The organism is Streptomyces sp. WP-1 (genome assembly GCF_030450125.1).
Taxonomy (GTDB): domain Bacteria; phylum Actinomycetota; class Actinomycetes; order Streptomycetales; family Streptomycetaceae; genus Streptomyces; species Streptomyces incarnatus.
In genome coordinates, this window is sequence record NZ_CP123923.1 from 550,848 (window position 1) to 572,618 (window position 21,771).

Sequence of the window (21,771 nt, forward strand, 5' to 3'; positions counted from 1 at the left end):
CCCGCACCGCTCAGCCGCCGAGCAGCTCCGCGAACCGGCGGGCGTCGATGTTGCCGCCCGAGGCGATGACGCCGACCCGGGGCGGGAGGTCGCCGACGCGCCCGGCGAGGAGGGCGGCAAGACCGGTGGCGCCGCTGGGTTCGAAGACGGCCTTCAGCCGGTCGAAGGCGAAGCGCATGGCGTCGATGATCTCGGCGTCGCCGACCAGCGCGACGGAGTCCACCAGGTGCCGGTTGACGGCGAAGGTCAACTCGCCCGGAACGGCGACCGCCTGGCCGTCGGCGACGGTGCGGGGCACGGGGACGGCCACCCGGGCGCCGCGCTCCAGGGAACGCTTGGTGTCGTCGCTGCCCTCGGGTTCCACGCCGATGACCCGGATGTCCCGGTGCAGCCCCTTGGCCGCGACCGCGCTGCCGGCGATCAGCCCGCCGCCTCCGACGGGCACCAGCAGCGCGTCCAACGGGCCGGTTTCTTCGAGGAGTTCGAGGGCGGCCGTACCCTGGCCCGCGATGACGTCCGGGTGGTCGTACGGCGGGATGAGGGTCAGGCCCCGCTCCTCGGCGAGCGCCGTGCCGAGCGCGACGCGGTCCTCGGTGTAGCGGTCGTAGGTGACGATCTCGGCGCCGTACCCGGCGGTGGCCTCCATCTTGGAGCGCGGGGCGTCCTCGGGCATCAGGATGACGGCGGTGGTGCCGAGTTCGCGGGCGGCGAGGGCGGTGGCCTGGGCGTGGTTGCCGGAGGAGAACGCGGCGACGCCCTTGGCCCGTTCCTCGGGCGCGAGTCCGGCGATGGCGTTGTAGGCGCCGCGGATCTTGAAGGCGCCCATCCGCTGGAGGTTCTCGCACTTGATGAACACCCGCGCGCCCACCCGTTCGTCGAGGGTGCGCGAGGTGAGGACCGGGGTGCGGTGGGTGAAGCCCTCGATGCGCGCGGCGGCCGCGCGGATGTCGTCGAGGCTCACGGGCAGGGCGGCGGCGCCGGACATGGCGAAGTCCTCTTTCTGTACCGGGTGTTCATCGGGTGCTGCGGCTCCGGCCGGGTGCGGGCCCCTACGGGTCCGACGGCGGTTTCGCGTAGTTGTAGACGGTCGCCCGGGACACACCGAGGAGATCGGCGATGGTCCGGGCGGCGTCACGGGACTCGAAGTAGCCGTCGCGGTTGAGCTGTTGCACGAGGGCCTTCTTGTCCGTCCGGCTGAGCGACCGGGGCGGGGCGCCGCGCTCGGCGGAGAACTCCTCCACCACCCGGCGCAGTTCGCGCGCGTGGCGGTCGCGCAGTGTCTCCAGGGGCGTGTCGCCGTGCCCGTCGTCGGTGGCCACGAGGTTCGCCAGGGTGAGCGTCACGGGCGACAGGACGGAGACGTCGAGGTTGAGGCAGAGCGCCGCGATGTACCGCCCCTCGGCGTTCTTGATGCCGATGGAGGTGCTTTTGGCCGGGCGGCCGTCGGGGAAGCGGTTGGGGTAGTTCTGGACGACATCGGGGTAGGCGGGGTCGGCGATGCGGCTCAGCCCCAACTCCGTCGCTGGATCACCCACCTGACGGCCCGACAGGTTGTTCTCGATGGCCCGGATCGAGCGGTCCGGGTCGCGCAGGTCGTGCAGGACCACTTCGCACAGGCCCGGGAACATCCGCCCCAGGGCGACGGCGATCTTCTCGGCCTCTTGGACGAGATGCTCGTCCGCCGCCCCGCTCTCCATCCGCCCCCCAAGCCTCACTTTGGCCTCAAAATCTATTTCTGGACGATGAGGCTAAGCGATCGGTCGGCCGCTGTCCAGGGAGTGGCTGTCCCAGGGAGCGGCTGTTCCAGGGAGTACCTGCGGCGCAGGCCCACGTCAGCGGTCCTTGGCCAGGGCGACGAGTTCCGCGAACAGCCCGCCGCCCGCCACGAGTTCGTCGTAGTGCCCCTGCTCCACGATGCGGCCCTCGCGCATGACGACGATCCGGTCGGCGAGGCGGGTGTTCTCCAGCTGGTGGGTGACCACGATGGTCATGCGCCGGGCGGCGATCCGCTTGATCTCCAGGAAGATGCGGTGCTCGCCGCGCGGATCCATCTGCGAGGTGGGTTCGTCCAGGATGAGCAGGGGCGTGCGGCGGTACAGCGCGCGGGCGCAGGCCAGCCGCTGCCACTGCCCGCCGGACAGCTCGACGCCACCGTAGACCTCCCGCGCGAGCAGTGTGTCGAGGCCGTGCGGCAGCCCCTCGATCACCTCGCGCATGCCGACGGCCTCCGCGGCCGCCCACACCGGGTCGTCGTCGTGGGTGCGCGGCTGGCCGAGGGTGATGTTCTCCCGGGTGCGCAGCGGCCAGCAGGCGAAGTTCTGCGGCACGAGCGCGGTGCGGGACCAGACGGACTCGGGCCGGGCGCCCGCCAGATCGATGCCGTCCCACAGGACGCGGCCCTTGTCTGGCAGGAGGATGCCGGTGATCAGCCTGGTCAGCGTGGACTTGCCGGAGCCGTTCTCGCCGACGACCGCGAGGATCTCACCGCGGCGCAGGGTGAGCGAGACACCGTCCACGGCGGGCATCTCCTTGCCGGGGTAGCGGTGCGCCACCTCGTCCAGGCGGATCTCCGCCACCTCCGCCGGGACGACCGACTCCCCGCGCCGCGGGGCGCGTTCGGCGGCCAGGTCGAGGAAGGCGCGCATGTCGGCGAGGTAGAGGGAGGTGTGGAACATGGCGGCGCCGTTCTGCACGAACTGGGTCAGCGCGCCGAGCGTGGTCTGCACGGCGACGACCGCGGTGGCGGCGACGGGCAGCGCCACCCGCCCGGTCATCGCCAGCCAGGCGAGCGCGGCCCAGGTGACGAGCAGGAACAGTCCGCCGAGCGCGGAGGTCGCGAGGACGATGCGGAGCATGCGGGGCGCGGTGTCCAGGACGCGCCGGTCGATCCGCTCGGACAGCGCGCGGTACCAGTAGACGAGGTAACCGGTCATCCCGTTCGCGCGGACCTCGTCGCCGTGCCGGGAGTACGCGGCCCACCAGCGCATCATGCCGCGTACGTTGCGGTCGGCGAGGTTGAGGTAGTGGGTCTCGTAGTCGACGCGGGCCGAGAGCACCGCTCCGAGGCCGGCGGGCAGCACCGCCAGCAACAGCAGGGGCAGCATCAGCCAGTGCAGCGCGGTGATCACACCGCCGGCGGCGATCATGCGGACGAGGGCGGCCATGAACCGCTGGGCGTCCTTGACCATGGTGGTGGTGCGGGTGACGCCGACCTCCGCGGCCTCCTGCCGGTCGGCGAAACCGTCCTCGCCGTACGCCGACGCCTCCACATGGCAGACGGCGGAGACGAGCGCCACGTCGGCCTCGGTGACCAGGCGCGGGGTGATCCGGCCGTCGGCGTAGGAGGCGAGGGCCGAGCTGATCCGGCCGGTGGCGGCGGCCGCGGTGACGACGGCGAGGGCGGGCAAGGCTCCGTGCAGGCGTTCGGAGACCGGGCCCGGGCCGAGGACGTGGGTCATGGCCCGCGAGGTGGCGGTCAGGACGAGGGCGGCGGCGACTCCGGTGACGAGCTGGCACCCGAGCAGCAGGAGGACACCGGTCCGGTCCACCGCCCAGGCCATGCGTGCGGTCCGGCCGAGCACCGAGGGGAGCCGGCCGCACATGGTGCGGAAACTGGCCTCTTCCAGCGGATTCTTGCCGGACTCCCCCTCGTAGCCGATCGTGGCCGGTGGCGGTGGTGGCGGCGACGGTGGGGTCGGGGAGCTTTCGGTCGAGGCGTCGGTCACCTGCGTCCCTCCTCGGGGTCGGCACCGCACCTGGGTGGTCCGGTGGCGCCAGGTTCAACGAGGAGGCGGCGATTCGAACGCGCTCGATTCCGGACGAAGAGGCGGTCCGTGATCCGGGGGCGTCGAACGCACGGTCGCGACCGTGCGCAGTCGGCACAGGGGCTCTCGCGTCGACGGGCGTGGCCGAAACGCCGGTGCCGGACTCGGGTGGGGCGGGTGCGACGGATGGGGTCACCGGTTCGTCCGGGCTCGGCGGGAGAGGGCAGGCGGGGAGACAGGACGGGGCGGGGAACTACCCGAGCGCAGTGGATTAACCGTTCCCCGCCCCGGGTCGACCACCGCCGGTACATCGCCGGTATGTCGACGATCGGCGGGGGCCGGTCTGGGGCGCTGCGGCACACGGGGGCGTACCGCGGGCGTGCTGAGGCGGGCCGCGAGGCGCTGAGGCGGACCGCGGCGATCGAAGACCTCGTTCAGACCTTGCGTCGCCGCCCGCCGGGAGGCCAACGGAGACGGACCGACCGGGTGACGCTCGATCTCGCCGGGGCCCGGCCCGTGCACAGCCGCATGGTGGCTCCCCACCGATGGTGCGACATTGGGAGGAGACTGTCCGACGAGGAGACTGTCCGACGAGGGGTAATCCTGGAGGGGCGATGGGGCGTGACGTCCCGGCGCTCGTGTTCACCCGCGAGGACCGCCGCCGGTACCGGGTCAAGATGCAGGAGTGCCTGGACGCGTTCGCGAAGATGCTCCGGGAGGCACGGTTCGACTCCGAGCGGCCGCAGGTGGGCCTGGAGATAGAGCTGAATCTGGTGGACGACGACGCCGAGCCCGCCATGCGCAACAGCGATGTGCTGGACGCGATCTCCGATCCCGCGTGGTCCACCGAGCTGGGCCGGTTCAATCTGGAGGTCAATGTGCCGCCGCGGCGGCTCACGGCGGGCGGTCCGGACGCCTGGGAGTCGGAGATCCGGGCCGCGCTCGACCACGCCGACGAGCGGGCCCGCTCGGTCGGCGCCCGGCTGATCACGGTCGGGATCCTGCCGACGCTGCGGCAGGAGGACATCGGCGAGGAGACGCTCTCGGAGAACCCGCGCTACCGGCTGCTCAACGACCAGGTCTTCGCGGCGCGGGGCGAGGATCTGCGTATCGAGGTGGACGGCGTCGACCGGCTGCGCACCTACGCGGACAGCATCACCCCGGAGGCCGCCTGCACCAGCACCCAGTTCCATCTCCAGGTCTCCCCCGAGGAGTTCGCCGACTACTGGAACGCCGCGCAGGCCATCGCCGGTGTCCAGGTGGCGCTGGCGGCGAACGCGCCCTTCCTGTTCGGCAAGGAACTGTGGCACGAGACCCGGATCCCGCTGTTCGAGCAGGCCACGGACACCCGCCCGCAGGAGATCAAGGTGCAGGGCGTACGGCCCCGGGTGTGGTTCGGGGAGCGGTGGATCACCAGCGTCTTCGATCTGTTCGAGGAGAACGTGCGCTACTTCCCCGCCCTGCTCCCGCTGTGCGACGACCAGGACCCGGCGGAGACCCTGGATCGCGGCGATGTGCCCGAACTCGGTGAACTCACCCTGCACAACGGCACGATCTACCGCTGGAACCGCCCCGTCTACGCCGTCTCCCGGGACCGGCCGCACATCCGTGTGGAGAACCGGGTGCTGCCCGCCGGTCCGACCGTCGCCGACACCCTCGCCAACGGCGCCTTCTACTACGGGCTCACCCGCGCGCTGGTCGAGGAGGACCGGCCGGTGTGGTCGCGGATGTCCTTCAAGGCCGCCGAGGAGAACCTGCACAGCGCCGCCCGGTACGGCATGGAGGCGCTGCTGTACTGGCCCGGCGCCGGTGAGGTCACCGCGCCCGAACTGGTGCTGCGCCGCCTGCTGCCGCTCGCCCATCGCGGGCTGGAACGCTCCGGGATGGACGCGGCCTGGCGGGAGCCGCTGCTCGGCATCATCGAGCAGCGCTGTGTGGCGGCGCGCAACGGCGCCGTGTGGCAGAAGGAGATGTTCCACCACATCATCGACTCCACCCACTGCTCCCGGCACGAGGCGCTGCGGCGCATGACCGAGCTGTACATCGACTACATGCACCTCAACGCCCCGGTCCACACCTGGCCGGTCGACTGAGACGCGGCAGCCTCGACTCCTCCGGCCGGGTGTGCGCCGGGGCGCGGACACGCGCGGGGGCGGGCCGGTCCGGGTGTGGCGGGCGCCGTGATGGAACCCTGCGGCCCATGAGCAACCCACCGAGCGTGAACAGCTATGTCGACCGGGTCACCGCGGGACCCGGCGGGGCGATGACGGACGAGGCCGGCGTCATCACCGGCGATCTCACCGTGGCGACGATCCTGCGGTCCGACGGCCGCAGCGCGCGCGTCGCCGTCCAGCACTTCGGCGGTGACACCTGGTACACCCTCACCGGCAGTCCGGCGCCCGTCCCCGAGGGGCGGCTCGCCGCCTATCACCGGGATCTGCTGGGCCGTATCCGCCGAGGTGGCGGCACCCGAGCGACCTGACCGGCAGTCAGTTCCGGTGGGCGAGCGAACAGTTGATTCTTTCATGAACACGCAAAAAGGCGGCTCCCGCACCTTGACCGGGGTTTGGTCCAGACCAATTATGGCCTAGACCAGTTAGCCCGGCCGGGCCCTACCGTGCGCCACCCCCGCTCGATCGACTGTCGTTCGCCAACCGGGAGTACCCGATGACACGTCCGAGATCCGTACGCGCCCTGCTCACCGGCGTGGCCACCCTGGCCGCGTCCGCGGGGCTGGCCCTGGGGATCGGGGGCACCGCGCACGCGGCGACCCCGCTGCCCGCGCATGTCTTCGCCCCCTATTTCGAGGCCTACAACGGCGACAGCCCCGCCGCGCTCGCCCAGTCCTCCGGCGCCAAGTACCTCACCATGGCGTTCATCCAGACCGAGAAGAAGGGATCCTGCACGCCCTACTGGGACGGTGACACCAGCACCCCCATCTCCTCCTCGGTCTACGGCTCCGACTTCGGCACCATCCGCTCGCGCGGCGGCGACGTCATCCCCTCGCTCGGCGGATACGCCGCCGACAACGGCGGCACCGAGATAGCCGACAGCTGCACCGACGTCGACTCCATCGCCGCCGCGTACGAGAAGATCATCACCACGTACGACGTCTCCCGGCTCGACATGGACGTCGAGGACAACTCACTGACCAACCAGGCCGGCATCGACCGCCGCAACCAGGCGATCAAGAAGGTCCAGGACTGGGCCGCCGCCAACGGGCGCTCGGTGCAGTTCTCGTACACCCTGCCCACCACCACGAGCGGGCTCGCCGACAGCGGGCTCGCGGTGCTGCGCAGCGCCAAGAACGCGGGCGCCAAGGTGGACGTCGTCAACCTCATGACGTTCGACTACTACGACGGCGCCACCCACCACATGGCCACCGACACCCAGACGGCCGCGACCGGGCTGCACGACCAGCTCGCCTCGCTGTACCCGAACCTGTCGGACAGCCAGCTGTGGAACATGATCGGCGTCACCGAGATGCCCGGCATCGACGACTACGGCGCGGCCGAGACCTTCACCACCGCCGACGCCACATCGGTGTACAACTGGGCGGTCTCCAAGGGCCTGAACACCCTGTCCTTCTGGGCGCTCCAGCGCGACAACGGCGGCTGCCCCGGCACCGGCGGCTCCGACAGCTGCTCGGGCATCAGCCAGGACACCTGGTACTTCACGCACACCTTCGCGCCGTTCTCGGGCGGTACGACCACCCCGCCGGCCAACGACTTCTCGGTCTCCCTCTCCCCCGCCACCGCCGCCCTCGACCCCGGCACCGCCACGACGGCGACCGTGAAGACGTCGGTGACCTCGGGCAGCGCCCAGTCCGTCGACCTGGCGGTCAGCGGCGCGCCGAGCGGGGTGACGGCGACGCTGAGCCCCACCTCGGTCACCGCGGGCGGCAGTTCCACGCTCACCGTGAAGACGGCCGCCTCCACCGCGCCGGGCACCTACTCGCTGACCGTCACCGGCACGGCGGGCGCGGCCACGCACAGCTCGACCTTCAGCCTCACCGTGAACGGGTCCGGCGGCGGCACCCCGACGGCGCCGGCCAACGGTGACTTCGAGAGCGGTTCGCTGTCGCCCTGGACCTGCGACAGCGGGGCATCCGTGGTCACCTCCCCGGCGCACGGCGGCAGCCACGCCCTGAAGACCGCGCCGACCTCCTCGGCGACCGGCCAGTGCGCCCAGACCCTCACCCTCAAGCCCAACACCTCGTACTCGCTCAGCGGCTGGGTGCAGGGGTCGTACGCCTACCTCGGTGTCAGCGGTGGGGCGACGGCCAGCACCTGGACCTCCGCCACCGCCTGGCAGAAGCTGACGGTGCCGTTCACCACCGGCTCCTCCGGCACGGTCACCGTGTATGTGCACGGCTGGTACGGCCAGGGCACGGTCTACGCGGACGACCTCGCCGTCTCCTGACCCGTCCCTGCGGCTGGGCCCGTCCGGTGAGCGCACCGGGTGGGCCCGGCCGTCGTTGCCGCCCCGCCACGCGGTGATCTTCCGCGGTCTGAGAGAGGCTGTGGGTGAGACTCCTCGGGAAGCATGACCGCAGGCAGGAGAGACGGCCGTGATCGAACTGGCCGCGGCGTTCGCCGTCGCGGGCGCGGCGAGCAACGCCGTCGGCACCGCGTTCCAGCGCAAGGCCGCCGCCGCGAGCAGTCGCGGCGGGATCCGGCTGCTCGCGGAGCTGGTGCGCCGGCCGTTCTGGATGATCGGCATGGCCGGTGTGATCTGCGCGGCCCTGTTCCAGAGTCTGGCGCTGGTCAACGGGCCGCTGGCGCTGGTCCAGCCGCTGTTCATCCTGGAGCTGCCCTTCGCGCTGCTGGTCGCCGCCCCGCTGATGCACCGGCGGCTGCCGCCCTCGGGCTGGTGGGGCGTCGCGAGCTGTGTGGCGGGGCTCGCCGTGCTGCTGATCGCGGCCGCACCGCACGGCGCGCTCGACCAGGCGCCGCTCACCCGGTGGATCCCGGCGCTGTGTCTGTGCGTCGGTGTCATGGCCGGTACCGTGCTCCTCGCCGCCCCGGGACGCCCGGCGGCCCGGCGCGCCGCGCTGCTGGCGGCCGCTTCCGCCACGGGCAACGCGCTGACCGCGGCGCTGCTGAAGTCGGCCTCGGGCACCTTCGCCGACGAGGGGTTCCTGGCGTTCCTGCGGTCGTGGCAGACGTACGGCTTCGCGCTCGCCGGGGTGGCCGCCGTCCTGCTGCTGGAGAACGCGCTCCAGGCGGGCCCGCTGGCCGCCGCCCAGCCCGCGCTGACCATCGGTGACGCGGTGGTGAGCCTGGCCCTCGGCATCGCGCTGTTCCACGAGCGGATCCGTACGGGCTGGTGGCTGGCGCCGGAGGTGTGCGGGGCGCTGATGATCGTCGCGGGCGTGCTGGTGCTGAGCCGGGCCGTGCAGCGGATCACGGTGGTGCCGGTGGCGGCCGAGGAGGAGATCGAGGCCTGAACGGCCCGGGGCGTCGGCCCTGAGCGTCCCTGGAGCGGGTCTCATGGCCGTCCTTTTATGCACCACGCCGCACCAAATGCCGCTTTTCATATGTTTATCGCTCATATTATGCGACACGTCAGACGAATCGAATGCCCCGGTCGAGGAGGCGATGGCGTGCCGTCGAGTGGAATCAGCCGTCGGAGTGCGGCGCGTCTGGGCCTCGGCGCCGGTCTCGGCGTGGCGGCCGCCGCGCTGACCGGATGCGACGGCGGCGGGCTGGGCCTCGGCTCCTCGGGACCCGGCGGGCAGCGGCAGGCGCCCCGGCTGATCGGCGACGGCTCGACCTCCTACACCGGGCGCCAGCCGAACCAGCCGGACGCGCCCACCCGGCTGGAACCGGGCGAGGCCCCGCCGCAGTTCGTGGTGTTCTCCTGGGACGGCGCGGGCGAACTGGGCACCGGGCTCTTCCCGCGCTTCCTGGAACTGGCCCGCGAGCACGACGCCCGGATGACCTTCTTCCTGTCCGGCCTCTATCTGCTGCCGGAGGACAAGAAGCGGCTGTACCGTCCGCCCAACAACCCGGTCGGCGCCTCGGACATCGGCTATCTCACGAACGAGCACATCAAGGAGACCCTGAAGTACGTGCGCCAGGCCTGGCTCGACGGGCACGAGATCGGCACACACTTCAACGGGCACTTCTGCGAGGGCTCCGGATCGGTGGCCGACTGGACCCCGGCGCAGTGGCGCTCGGAGATCGAGCAGGCCCAAGGCTTCGTCAAGTCCTGGCGCACCAACACCGGCTGGCACGACGAGCCGCCGCTGCCCTTCGACTACGACAAGGAACTCGTGGGCGGCCGCACCCCCTGCCTGCTCGGCCAGGAGAACCTGCTGCCGACCGCGCGCGAACTGGGGTGGCGCTACGACGCCTCGTCACCGGGCGGGGTGCAGCGCTGGCCCCGGAAGCGGGACGGCGTATGGGATCTGCCGTTGCAGGGCATCCCGTTCCCGGGGCGCAGCTTCGAGGTGCTGTCCATGGACTGGAACATGCTGGCCAACCAGTCCCGGAACTCGACGCGCGCGCCGTCGTACAACTACCCCTACTGGCGCGCCCAGACCTCGCAGGCGTACCAGGCGGGGTTCGACCGGGCCTATGAGACGAACCGCGCGCCGCTGTTCATCGGCAACCACTTCGAGCAGTGGAACGGCGGCATCTACATGGACGCGGTCGAGGAGGCGTTTCGGCAGATCGCCGGGCGGCCGGAGGTACGGCTGGTCTCCTTCCGGCAGTTCGTCGACTGGCTCGACGCCCAGGACCCGGCGATCCTCGCGCGACTGCGCACCCTGGAGGTCGGCGAGAAGCCGGTGGGCGGCTGGAGTTCGTTCCTGCGCTCCGCCAAGTAGGGCCGGTACCGGGCGGGTTCAGTCGGCGGCGCGGCGGGCGTACACCTCGATCTCGATCTTCATCCGCGGGTCGGCGAGGCCGCACTCCATCATCGTGGCGGCCGGACGGATCTCGCCGAAGCAGGCGCGCAGCGCAGGCCAGCAGGGCTCGAAGTCCGCGCGGTCGGGCAGCAGATAGCGGACCCGCACCACATCGGCGAACGCGCACCCGGCCTCGGCCAGCGCGGCCCCGATGTTGCGCAGGCACTGCTCGGCCTGCTCCACCACGTCCTCCGAGATGGTCATGGCGGTGTAGTCGAACCCGGTGGTCCCGGACACATGCACCCAGTCGCCGTCGACCACGGCGCGGGCGTAACCGATCTGCTCCTCGAAGACCGAACCGCTGAGGATGGCACGTCGCTCTGTCATGATCCGAACGCTAAGCCGAGGGCCGTGATCCCGTCCAACGCGCGCTCAGCCGGGGGTCGTCATGCGCTGGGTGCCGATGACCGCCAGCAGCCGCAGGGCCTGCTCGGAGGACGAGCCGGGAACGGCGGTGTAGATGACGACCTGCTGGTCGCGGTCGGTCAGTTCGAGGGCGTCGCAGTCGACGGTGACCGGTCCCACCAGCGGGTGCCGGAAGGTCTTGCGCACGGTGGGTTCGGCCACCTCGCGGGCTGCCCACAGACGGGCGAACTCCTCGCTGCCGTCGAGGAGTTCGCGGATCAGCCCGGTCACCTCGGGGTCGTCGGGATAGCGGACGGCGGCGGTGCGCAGGCGGTGCGCCACGTGTCGCGCGAACGCGGCGGCGTCGGACACCCCGTACAGCCGGCGGTCCTCGGGACGCGGCCCGAGGAAGGCCCGGCGGGCGAGGTTGCGGTCGCGGCGCGGCAGGGCCGAGAAGTCCTCCATGAGGGCGGCCGCCAGGTCGTTCCAGGCGAGCACCTCCAGGGTGGCCGAGGTGACGAAGGCGGCGGCGCCCGGCAGCCGGTGCACCAGGTCGAGGATGCTCTGCCGGACCTCGCGCGGGGGCCCGGGCGCGGGGCTCGGCGGGGCGCCGGCCAGCCGGTGGAGGTGGTCGCGTTCGGCTTCCGTCAGCCGCAGGGCGCGGGTCAGCCCGGCCAGCACCTCCCGCGAGGGGCGCGGGGCGCGGGCCTGTTCGAGCCGGGCGTAGTACTCGGTGGAGATGAACGCCAGCGCCGCCACCTCCTCGCGCCGCAGTCCCGGCGTGCGACGGCGCGGCCCGAGGGGCAGTCCGACGTCGGCCGGTCCGATCCGCTCGCGCCTGCTGCGCAGGAAGGCGCCCAGTTCCGCTCTGTCCACCGTTCCAGTGTGCGCGCCCGCCGGACGGCCGATCCAGGTACAGGTGGTGCCTGGATACGGGCCGGGACAGGGCGCAGGCTCAGAGGTATGAACAGCACACAGAACACCGAGACACCTCGCCCGGCGTCCGCCGGGCTGCTGGCCGGCAAGGTCGCCTTCGTCACCGGTGCCGGGCGCGGCATCGGCGCGGCGGCGGCCCGGCTGTTCGCCCGGGAGGGCGCGCGGGTGCTGCTCGCGGCCCGCACGGAGGAGCAGCTGAGGGCGGTGGCCGAGGAGATCCGGGCGGCGGGCGGCACCGCGGAGCACGTGGTGTGCGATCTGGCCGACGGGGCGAGCGTGCGCGCCGCGGTGGACCGTGCCGTGGCGCGGTTCGGCCGGCTCGACGTCGCGTTCAACAACGGTGCGACGATCCAGCGGCCCGGCCCCATGGACGAACTGCCGGAGGCCGACCTCGACCAGATCTACACGGTGAACATGAAGGGCGTCTGGCTGGCCATGGCCGCCGAGGTCGCCGCGATCCGGGCGAGCGCCGGGACCGGCGCCATCGTCAACAACTCGTCCGTGGGCAGCCTGCGCGGCAACCCCGAACTGCCCGCCTACGCCGCGACGAAGCGGGCGGTGAACAGCCTGACCGCGTCGGCCGCCGTGACCTACGGCCCGGAGGGCATCCGCGTCAACGCGATCGCGCCCGGGTTCACACTGACGGAGATGACCCGGACCTGGGAGGCGGAGTCGCCGGGTGTCCGGGAGCGGATCACGGCGGGGATCCCGCTGGGCCGGGCGGCCGCCCCGGAGGAGATCGCCGAGGCCGCCGCGTGGCTCCTCAGCGACCGCTCCTCCTTCGTGACCGGCACGGTGCTCCGGGTCGACGGGGGCGCCCGCGCCTGACCAGGTCCGCGTCAGCCGAGGCCCATGACGCTCGTCGTGCGCTCAGCCATCCGCTGCTCGCCGAGCGCGTTGGGGTGGACCGGCACGATGTTCGAGCCGAACAGCAGCGGCTCGATCCACCGGGTGCCCGAGGGCTGGCAGGCGTCGTGCCCGTTGGACGCCTGGGAGAAGTCCACGAAGGTGGCCCCGGTCTCCTGGGCGGCGCGCTGCACGACGGAGTTGAGGTGGGCCTGGAGCGCCCGCAGGTACGGGATGTCACCGGAGGCGATCGGCAGCTTCACGAAGCAGGACGCGTCGAAGGCGGAGGGCACGATCCAGGGGTAACCCAGCACCGCCACCCGGGCGTTGGGCGCCTTGGCCCGCAGGGCGGTCAGGGCGCTCTTCAGCGCGGGGTAGGTGTTCGCGTCGATCGCGTCGTCGAAGGACGTGCCGTACTTGTCCTTGCAGGGGTGGCCGAAGCCGGCGCTGAGGACGCCGGCGGTGCCGCAGTCCACGATGGCGCTCAGGAACGTGCTGTTGTCGTTGCCGCCGATGGTCAGCGTCACCAGGTCGGTGTTCGCGTTCACCGCGTCCAACTGCGGTGCCACGCCCGGGTACTGGGACTGGCTGAAGTCCTTGGTCTCGGCGCCGCCGCAGGTGACGTCCGTCAGCGAGGCACCGGTCGACTTCGCGAGGACGTGCGGGTAGTTGGCGGTGGAGCGCAGACAGAGCAGATTGCTGGTGTCGATGGGCGTGACGCCCGAGCCCGCGCTGTAACTGTCGCCGAGCGCGACATAGTTGAGGGGAGTCGCGGCATGGGCGGGGGCGGCGGTGAGGCCGAGGGCCAGCGTGCCGGCGAGTGCGGTGGCCGCGGCGGCGGCACGGCGCAGGGCAGGGGTGGGCATGGGGAGTGGCTCCCTCTTCTGTGCGACGGGTGCGGGGCAGGGGGGATCGCCGGGCGTCGAGGCGCTGCGTGGGGTGCGCACAACGACGGCCGTGGAGCAGGGAGTTGCGGTACTACCAGCGAGTTCTACTGCTAGGTAATGTGCGGGCGACTGATCGCCGAGTCAACATTGCGGACCGAAGTTCTTGAAATGCTCATGAAATATGGATGTCAAAACGCCGTCACAACGGGCGGATTTGGCGCCGGTATGACAGGGCGGCTCCGGCGATGGGCCCGCAGCGTGTCCCGGCGGTACAAGGGGTGCATGACGGATCATTCGAGCACGGATGCACCCGGGAGCGGTGGACCGCGGCCTTGGACCCGGTCGTGTCGGTGCCGGTAATCTTCCGCGTCCCGTCGACACCGGTGACCCCTCCCCCGAAAGGACGACCATGGACCAGTCCTCCCCCGCGCCCACCGTGGAGCGCGTGGACGCACGGCACCGTTACGAGATCCTGGTCGGCGGCGAACGCGCCGGCCTCACCGCCTACCGCGACCGGGGCGAGCAGCGGGTCTTCTTCCACACCGAGATCGACGACGCCCACGCGGGTCAGGGTCTGGCCGGGCAGCTGGTCGAGTACTCCCTCACGGATGTGCGGGCGCTCGGCAAGCGGATCGTGCCGGTGTGCCCGTACGTCGCCAAGTTCCTGAAGAAACACGAGGAGTTCGCCGACATCACGGACGAGGTGACCCCCGAGATCCTGAGCTGGCTCGACACCCAGCACGGCTGACCCGTAAGGCCCGACCCGGCCCCGGCGCAAAGGGCTTGCCATCCCCGTTCGGGCGATGGCAAGATCCCACCAGCTCGAACAGCGGCTTCACCGGCCGCACTTCTGACCGCACTTCTGACCGCACTTCTTCACGAAGGACTGAAGTCCATGGTTTCGGCGTCCCACAGCGGCCGCCGTCGGAACTGATCCCCCTGCCATACGGCAGCGTGCTCCCCGTTCCCACGCTCTCCTCACGGCGGCCCGACGACGCGGTGTCCAGCACACCGCCGCCTCGCTCACCGAGGCGACCCCTCGTACGCACGACCGCTTTCACCGTGAGGAATTCTCCGCGTGCACACCGATGTCCAGAGCTTCGCCGTCGCCCATCTCCTGCGCCGCCCCGCGGCCTGCCGAGTGGGCGGCTTCGTCGTGGGGTTCGATCCGGCCACGACGAGCCCGTACGTCAACTACGCCACCCCCGTCCCGGGCGCCGCGCCCACCGACGCGGACGTGGCGGACCTGATCGCCGCGTTCCGCACCCGCGGCCTCATGCCCCGGCTGGAGTTCGCCCCGGACGCCGCCCCCGGGGTCGAACCGGCGCTCCGGCGCGCGGGGTTCACCACGGAGGCGGTGCACGCATACCTGGTCTGCACCCCCGCGACGCTCACCGTCCCGGGAGCCGCGCCGGAACCGGGGACCACACCGAGGCCGGCCCCCGCGCCGGAACCCGGGGCCCGGGTCCGGGTCGAGGCGCCGGTCACCGACGAGGACTACATCGCGATCGACACGGCGCTCTCCGGGGCGTTCGGCGGCGAATGGCCCCCGTCCGCGGAGGGCGCGGCCCGGTTGCGGCGCACCGAGGAGGGCGGCGGGGCGGTCCGCTTCGTCCGCGCCGAGGACGGCGGTTGCGCGGGCGGCGCCCTGTGCTCGGCACCGGCCGAGGGCACCGCGGAGCTGGCGGGCGTCGGCACCCTCCCCGCGTACCGGGGCCGGGGCATCGCCGCGGCGGTCACCGCGGCCCTGGCCGAAACCCTGTTCACCCGGGGCGCCCGGACCGTATGGCTGGAATACTCCGGCGCCGGCTCCCGCCGCGTATACGAACGCGTGGGGTTCAGGCCCGGTGGGACGCGGGTGTATCTGAGGCACGAGGGCTGACGCGAGCAGTGCCGCAGGGGCGGGTGGGGCGGAAGAGGAGGAGCATCAGCGGGGCAGCGGTCGGCACGAACACCGCGAGGGCCGGGGCGCGTCCGCCCGGTGGGCCGGGCAGGGTGACCAGCGCCGTGCCCGCCCAGGTGGCGCCGAGGACGCACAGGGCGCAGGCCGCACCGCCGTCCCAGACGAGCCGACGAGCCGACGAGCCGTCAGGGACGCCACGAACACCAGGAGCAGCAGCATCAGCGAGGCCGTCCGGGCCATGGGCACCCGGTGCGGCCGCTCGGCGGAGAGCAGCACGCTGCCGGTGCCGAAGGCGAAGAAGCCCAGCGGGAGGCTGCCGGCCGGCGGCCTGAGCATGAACCTGGTCAGGACCGCGGGGCGCGGCGGCCCGCTCCTCGGGCCGTACGGCCCCCCTCCTGGCGGTGGCATCCGGACCACCCCGTTCCAGAGGCCTGGTGCCGTGTGTCTCTGTCACGGGGTGCCCCTTCGGCGCCGGTGCGTGTCCCCCTCGGCGCGGGACACCAGGTCCAGGCGTTGTCGCGGAATTGTCCTTGATCGGTAACAGCGGGAGCGCGGGCGCCCTCCCCGCCGTCCTGGCAGATGCAGTGCACGACACACGAGCCGGGGACACGGCGGGGAGCAGGGGGCGGGACATGGCGCGGCACGCTGGGCGGGGATGGTACGCACGGGTGATCGGGGCGGCGGTCGGAGTCACCGCGGTGGCGGCCGGGGCCTCGGTGTGGACCGCGCAGGCGGGGCAGAACAGCGCCCCGGCCGCGCCGGCTCACCACACCGCGCCGAGGACGGTGGCCGTGTCCCCCGTCATCGCCCACTCCTCCGACGGCGGCGCGCACGCCGTCAACATCACCATCGACGACGGCCCGGACCCGACCTGGACCCCGCAGGTGCTCCGGGTGCTGCGCGAGAACGGCGTCAAGGCGACGTTCTGCATGATCGGCCCCGAGGCGCAGGCGCACCCGGACATGGTCAAGCAGGTGGTCGCGGCCGGGCACCGGCTGTGCGACCACACGGTGTCCCACGACACCGGCATGGACCACAAGTCCGAGTCCTACCAGTCGCAGCAGATCCTGGACGCCGAGCGGCAGATAACCGAGGCGTCCGGGGGCGTCCGCCCGATGTACTACCGGGCGCCGGGCGGCGCGTTCACGCCGTACAGCCGCAAGCTCGCCGCGTCGCACGGGATGCGGCCGCTGGGCTGGAACGTGGACTCCAAGGACTTCGAGCGGCCGGGCACGGACGCCATCGTCGCCACCGTCCGCGGCGAACTGGCCAACGGGCCCACCCTGCTCTTCCACGACGCGGGCGGCGACCGCTCGCAGACCGTGGCCGCGCTGCGCACCCTGCTGCCATGGCTGAAGCAGCAGGGCTACGGCTTCGGCTTCCCCGTGCGCTGAACGAGGCACCCGGGGCCGGTCCCTGGTCCACCCACCGGCCGACCCACCGGCCGACCCCCGATCCCTTCACCGGCCGGGCCCATGGTCGAGCCTCCGGCCGGTGAACCCCCGGGAAATTCTTGGCCACCGAACGCCCCGGACGGGTGTTCGGTTCCTTCCGGTTGTCTACGATGAGGCCGTTCCGCCGGCGATCAACCCGCCCCGCGGACCCCTGCGTACGTCGTCCGGAAAGGCTCAGCATGCCGTTGCCCCGCCTCGGCACGCGGTCGCATCGTCTCCGGACGGCGCCGACCGTGTTCCTCGTACTCGCCGTGGCCCTCGCCCTGGTGGCCCTGTGCTTCGGCGGCTCCGAGCAGAAGAAGACCGCCGCCCGGCGCCTCGTCGTCGAGGTCTCCGAGAGCCACTGCGGCCGGGGCTGGACCCGGCCCGAGCCCGGGATGCGGACCTTCGACCTGCACAACACCTCCGACGGCGCCGCCGAGGTCTACCTCGAAGACCCCGGCACGCACGTGGTGTACGGGGAGGTGGAGGACATCGGCCCCGGCACCACACGGCAGTTGACGGTCCAGCTGGGCAAGGGCGCGTACGCCTTCAAGTGCGTGCCCGACGACGCCGACGCCGTCACCGGCCCCACCGTCCGGGTCACCGGCGGCCGGCGCGGTCCCGGCGCCGCCCCGGTCACCGAGCACGATCTGATCCCGCCCGCGCTCACCTACCAGAAGTGGGTGGGCGGCGGACTCTCCACGGCCGTACGGCTTTCGGCCGAGCTGAAGGACGCGATCGACCGCGGCGACCTCGCGGCCGCCCGCTCCGCCTGGCTGCCGGCGCACCTCCAGTACGAGCGGCTCGGGGCGGCGTACGACGCCTTCGGTGACGTGGACGGCGAGATCAACGGCACCGACGCCGGGCTGCCCGGCGGGGTGCGCGACAAGGACTTCACCGGGTTCCACCGCATCGAGTACGGGCTGTGGCACGGCGAGTCAGCGAGCGGGCTGCGCGCCCCGGCGGCCGCCCTGGTCAAGGCGCTCACCGGGCTGCGCGACAGCTGGGCGCAGAGCCGTATGGACCCCGCCCAGCTCGGGCTGCGCGCGCACGAGATCCTGGAGAACACCGTCCAGTTCGAACTGACCGGCCGCACCGACTACGGCAGCGGCAGCAACCTCGCCACCGCCCGCGCCAACCTCGACGGCACCCGCGAGGTGCTGTCCCGGCTGCGTCCCCTGCTCAGCACCCGGTACGCCGATCTGCCGGGCCTGGACCGGGAGTCGACACGGGCCGGGCAGACCCTCGACGGGTTCCGGCACGACGGGCGCTGGACCGCGCTCGACCGACTGACCCGCGCCCAGCGGGAGCGGATCGACTCCGTGCTCGACGACCTCGTGGAGCGGCTGGCGTCGGTGGCGACCCTGTGCGACCCCCGGAGGACCGTGTGAGCACCGCCGAACGACCCCATGGACTCGCCCGGCGCGGCTTTCTGCGCGGCGCCGCGCTCGCGGGAGCGGGGCTCGCCACCAGCGCAGCGGCGCCGGACCCCGGCACGGCCGAGGCGGCGTCCGCCCTCGCCCCGTTCCACGGCGTCCACCAGGCGGCGGCGATCGCGGCTCCCCGCCGTACCTGTGTGTTCGCCGCGCTGGACGTGACCGCCGAGAGCCGCGCCGAACTCACCGATCTGCTGCGCACGTTGACCGAGCGGGCCCGGCTGCTCACCACCGGCGGCACCCCGGACCCGGTGGGCGTCACCGGGCCGCCCGCGGACTCGGGCATCCTCGGCGACCGGCTGCCCGGCGGGCAGTTGGCCGTCACCGTGGGCGTCGGCGCCTCGCTGTTCGACGACCGGTACGGGCTGAGCGCGCGCAAGCCGAAGCGGCTGACCGCCATGCCCGCATTCCCCGACGACGACCTCAAGCCCGAGTGGTGCCACGGCGACCTCAGCCTCCAACTGCACGCCGACGACCCGGACACCACCCTGCACGCGCTGCGCGACATCGCCCGGCACACCCGGGGCGGCATCCAGGTCCGCTGGCGGATGGACGGCTTCGCCAGCCCGCCGCGGCCCTCCGGCACCCCGCGCAATCTGCTGGGCTTCCGGGACGGCACCGCCAACCCGGACACCGCCGGCGCCCGCGAGATGGACCAACTGGTCTGGGTGGACCGGGACTCGGGCGAGCCGGACTGGGCCGTCGGCGGCAGCTATCAGGTCGTACGGCTGATCCGGATGCTCGTGGAGTTCTGGGACCGGGTCTCGCTCAGCGAGCAGGAGCGGATGATCGGCCGGTCCCGTTCCTCCGGCGCGCCGCTGGACGGCGACCGCGAGCACGACGTGCCGAAGTACGCCGACGACCCCAAGGGCGACGTCATCCCGCTGGACGCGCACATCCGGCTGGCCAACCCGCGCACCGCGGCCACCGACCGCCAGCGCCTGCTGCGCCGCGCCTACAACTACGACCTGGGCATGGACGCCAACGGCAACCTCGACATGGGCCTGCTGTTCTCCTGCTACCAGCAGGATCTTGTACGGCAGTTCGAGACCGTCCAGCACCGGCTGGCCGGTGAGCCGCTGACCGACTACATCAGCCCGTTCGGCGGCGGCTACTTCTTCGCGCTGCCCGGGGTACGCGATGTCCAGGACTGGTACGGACGCGCCCTGTTCGCCTGACGTGTCCGGTCCCCAGTGGACCGGACCCGGCCTTTTCCCCTGCCTGACCGGGCAGTTCACCCGAACCTGTCCGGACGACCCGGCGGCCCGCTCGGTCAACACACCGTCAAGTTTTCCCACAGCTTCCCTGACTCGGTGTTCACCCGCGCGACATCATGGCTCCGCCGGCGCGCCCCGCAAGGAGCGCAGCATGCCTGCTCGTACACCGCACAGACGTTCTGTCCAAAGGGGTAGACCACCATGGCCAGCAGAGGAAGACGAGCCGCGATGCGCAGCCTGGGCGCGCTCGCGGGAGTCGCGGCGCTCACCGCGCTCGGCAGCAACGCGCCCGGGTGGGCGGCGACGTCCGCCCACGGTCACGGGGCCTCGTCGACCGCGACGCCGATCAAGCACGTCGTCGTGCTCTTCGACGAGAACATCTCCTTCGACCACTACTTCGCCACGTACCCGAAGGCCGCCAACACGGACGGCACGAAGTTCACGGCGTCGAAGAAGACCCCGAAGGACATCGACACCCTCGCCAACGCCGGGCTGCTGGAGCACAACCCGAACCAGTACGCGCCGAAGCGGCTGTCCCCGTCCCAGGCGCTGACCTGCGACCAGAACCACTCCTACGGCCCGGAGCAGTACGCCTACAACGGCGGCAAGGCCGACCAGTTCGTGCAGAACACCGAGGTCGACAAGTGCAGCGGCGGCCTGTTCGGCGAGCCGGGCCTGGCGATGGACTACTACGACGGCAACACCGTCACCGCGCTGTGGAACTACGCCCAGCACTACACGCTGAGCGACCGCTCCTACAGCTCCAACTACGGGCCGTCCACCCCCGGTGCGCTCAACCTCGCGTCCGGCAACACGCACGGCGTGGTCTCCATCGACCCGGCGACCGGCGAGCAGACCGCCAAGCCGGACTCGTACGCGGTCCAGTCCCCCGACGCCGACGGTGTCGGCACGGTCGTCAACGACCCCGACCCGGCCTGGGACGACTGCTCCGACAAGGACCACACCAGCAGCAACGCGCTGGCGTCGATGCAGGGCAGGAACGTCGGTGACCTGCTCAACACCAAGAAGGTGTCCTGGGGTTGGTTCCAGGGCGGCTTCCGTCCGTCGACCGCGTGGGACGGCCAGTCCGGCTCGCACGCGAAGTGCGACACCACGCACGCCAACGTGGGCGGCGCGGCCGCGGTGGACTACAGCCCGCACCACAACCCGTTCTCGTACTACAAGTCGACGGCCAACCCGCATCACCTGCCGCCGAAGTCCGTCTCCGAGATCGGCCACAACGGTCAGGCCAACCACAACTACGACCTGACCGATTTCTCCGCCGCGCTCAAGGCGGGCCACCTCCCGTCCGTCAGCTTCCTCAAGGCCGGCGAGTACCAGGACGGCCACGCCGCGTACTCGGACCCGCTGGACGAGCAGCACTTCCTGGTCGGCGAGATCAACGCGATCCAGAGCTCGCCGCAGTGGAAGTCCACCGCGATCGTGGTCGCCTACGACGACTCCGACGGCTGGTACGACCACGCGTTCGTCGCCCCGCGCAACGGCTCGACCGACTCCTCGGTCGGCTCCAACGGCAAGGCCACCGACAGCCCGGCCTGCCAGAGCGGCCCGAAGGCGGCCGGCGGCTACGCGGACCGCTGCGGCCCCGGCACCCGTCAGCCGCTGCTGGTCATCTCGCCCTACAGCAAGGTGAACAAGGTCGACCACACGCTGACCGACCAGGCGTCCATCACCCGCTTCATCGAGGACAACTGGCACACCGGCCGCATCGGTGACGCCTCCTTCGACGCCAAGGCCGGCTCGCTACGCGGGATGTTCGACTTCCGGCACCCGAACAACAAGCAGGTGCTGCTGAACACCGACGGCTCCGTGAAGTCCGTCGGCCCGATCAGGCACGTCGCCCCGGTGCACACCAGCATCACCCCGGGCCCCGCCCTCCAGAACGCGGCCGACACCTCGGACGCGTCCTTCCCGGCCCTCCCGGTCGGCCTCGGCGTCGGCGCCCTGCTGGCCGCCGGTCTGACGGGCACGTACTTCACGATGCGCCGCCGTCAGCAGGCCTGACGACAGCGGGTTCCCCGGTGTGCCCCCGGCCGACGGCCGGGGGCACACCCGTGTCCGCGCCGG

18 protein-coding genes are annotated in these 21,771 nt (G+C 72.0%); 12 read left to right on the top strand and 6 right to left on the bottom strand.

Features of this window, described 5'->3' with window-relative positions; translation table 11 throughout:
- Nucleotides 1-10: 10 nt before the first annotated feature.
- The 3 genes from QHG49_RS02025 to QHG49_RS02035 form a co-directional block, all read right to left on the bottom strand.
- Nucleotides 11-985 (bottom strand): pyridoxal-phosphate dependent enzyme, encoded by a 975-nt coding sequence (locus QHG49_RS02025; protein WP_301487048.1) that lies wholly within the window; start codon nt 983-985, stop codon nt 11-13.
- A gap of 64 nt (nt 986-1,049) precedes the next feature.
- Nucleotides 1,050-1,697, bottom strand: a complete 648-nt coding sequence (locus tag QHG49_RS02030; protein WP_159698105.1) for a transcriptional regulator — start codon at nt 1,695-1,697, stop codon at nt 1,050-1,052.
- Between the two features lie 135 nt (nt 1,698-1,832).
- The gene (locus tag QHG49_RS02035; RefSeq protein ID WP_301487049.1) at nt 1,833-3,725 is read right to left on the bottom strand and encodes an ABC transporter ATP-binding protein; all 1,893 of its coding nucleotides are present in this window, start codon (nt 3,723-3,725) and stop codon (nt 1,833-1,835) included.
- Between the two features lie 653 nt (nt 3,726-4,378).
- Here QHG49_RS02035 and QHG49_RS02040 point away from each other — a divergent pair.
- The 5 genes from QHG49_RS02040 to QHG49_RS02060 all read left to right on the top strand — a co-directional run bounded on the left by QHG49_RS02040 (nt 4,379) and on the right by QHG49_RS02060 (nt 10,596).
- Entirely contained in the window at nt 4,379-5,857 is a 1,479-nt protein-coding gene (locus QHG49_RS02040; protein WP_159698111.1) for a glutamate-cysteine ligase family protein, read from the top strand.
- 107 nt (nt 5,858-5,964) lie between these two features.
- On the top strand, nt 5,965-6,246 hold the full coding sequence (locus tag QHG49_RS02045; RefSeq protein ID WP_037653943.1) for a hypothetical protein: 282 nt from the start codon (nt 5,965-5,967) through the stop codon (nt 6,244-6,246).
- Between the two features lie 185 nt (nt 6,247-6,431).
- Complete coding sequence (locus QHG49_RS02050) at nt 6,432-8,186, top strand: carbohydrate binding domain-containing protein (protein ID WP_301487050.1); 1,755 nt, start codon at nt 6,432-6,434, stop codon at nt 8,184-8,186.
- A gap of 148 nt (nt 8,187-8,334) precedes the next feature.
- The gene (locus QHG49_RS02055; protein ID WP_301487051.1) at nt 8,335-9,213 is read left to right on the top strand and encodes a DMT family transporter; all 879 of its coding nucleotides are present in this window, start codon (nt 8,335-8,337) and stop codon (nt 9,211-9,213) included.
- Nucleotides 9,214-9,369: 156 nt separating this feature from the next.
- Nucleotides 9,370-10,596: a hypothetical protein gene (locus QHG49_RS02060; RefSeq protein ID WP_301487052.1), complete on the top strand. Its 1,227-nt coding sequence runs from the start codon at nt 9,370-9,372 to the stop codon at nt 10,594-10,596.
- Nucleotides 10,597-10,614: 18 nt separating this feature from the next.
- Here the strand turns inward: QHG49_RS02060 and QHG49_RS02065 are convergent, their stop codons facing one another.
- Entirely contained in the window at nt 10,615-11,004 is a 390-nt protein-coding gene (locus tag QHG49_RS02065) for a RidA family protein (protein ID WP_159698120.1), read from the bottom strand.
- A 45-nt stretch (nt 11,005-11,049) separates the two neighbouring features.
- The gene (locus QHG49_RS02070) at nt 11,050-11,898 is read right to left on the bottom strand and encodes a helix-turn-helix transcriptional regulator (protein WP_301487053.1); all 849 of its coding nucleotides are present in this window, start codon (nt 11,896-11,898) and stop codon (nt 11,050-11,052) included.
- An 87-nt stretch (nt 11,899-11,985) separates the two neighbouring features.
- Here QHG49_RS02070 and QHG49_RS02075 point away from each other — a divergent pair, with 87 nt between their 5' ends.
- Entirely contained in the window at nt 11,986-12,786 is an 801-nt protein-coding gene (locus QHG49_RS02075) for an SDR family NAD(P)-dependent oxidoreductase (RefSeq protein WP_159698126.1), read from the top strand.
- A gap of 11 nt (nt 12,787-12,797) precedes the next feature.
- Here the strand turns inward: QHG49_RS02075 and QHG49_RS02080 are convergent, their stop codons facing one another.
- Nucleotides 12,798-13,670, bottom strand: a complete 873-nt coding sequence (locus QHG49_RS02080; protein WP_301487054.1) for an SGNH/GDSL hydrolase family protein — start codon at nt 13,668-13,670, stop codon at nt 12,798-12,800.
- Nucleotides 13,671-14,100: 430 nt separating this feature from the next.
- Here QHG49_RS02080 and QHG49_RS02085 point away from each other — a divergent pair, with 430 nt between their 5' ends.
- The 6 genes from QHG49_RS02085 to QHG49_RS02110 all read left to right on the top strand — a co-directional run bounded on the left by QHG49_RS02085 (nt 14,101) and on the right by QHG49_RS02110 (nt 21,708).
- A complete protein-coding gene (locus tag QHG49_RS02085; protein WP_301487055.1) occupies nt 14,101-14,439 on the top strand; it encodes a GNAT family N-acetyltransferase in 339 nt (112 codons plus the stop codon).
- A gap of 330 nt (nt 14,440-14,769) precedes the next feature.
- Nucleotides 14,770-15,573, top strand: a complete 804-nt coding sequence (locus QHG49_RS02090) for a GNAT family N-acetyltransferase (protein WP_301487056.1) — start codon at nt 14,770-14,772, stop codon at nt 15,571-15,573.
- Nucleotides 15,574-16,226: 653 nt separating this feature from the next.
- On the top strand, nt 16,227-16,988 hold the full coding sequence (locus QHG49_RS02095) for a polysaccharide deacetylase family protein (RefSeq protein WP_159698141.1): 762 nt from the start codon (nt 16,227-16,229) through the stop codon (nt 16,986-16,988).
- A gap of 239 nt (nt 16,989-17,227) precedes the next feature.
- Nucleotides 17,228-18,421 (top strand): EfeM/EfeO family lipoprotein, encoded by a 1,194-nt coding sequence (locus QHG49_RS02100; RefSeq protein WP_370530414.1) that lies wholly within the window; start codon nt 17,228-17,230, stop codon nt 18,419-18,421.
- Nucleotides 18,418-19,644: an iron uptake transporter deferrochelatase/peroxidase subunit gene (gene efeB / locus QHG49_RS02105; RefSeq protein WP_301487058.1), complete on the top strand. Its 1,227-nt coding sequence runs from the start codon at nt 18,418-18,420 to the stop codon at nt 19,642-19,644. The genes QHG49_RS02100 and efeB overlap by 4 nt, the downstream gene beginning before the upstream one ends.
- A gap of 240 nt (nt 19,645-19,884) precedes the next feature.
- Nucleotides 19,885-21,708 (top strand): phospholipase C, encoded by a 1,824-nt coding sequence (locus QHG49_RS02110; protein ID WP_159698150.1) that lies wholly within the window; start codon nt 19,885-19,887, stop codon nt 21,706-21,708.
- Nucleotides 21,709-21,771: the final 63 nt, after the last annotated feature.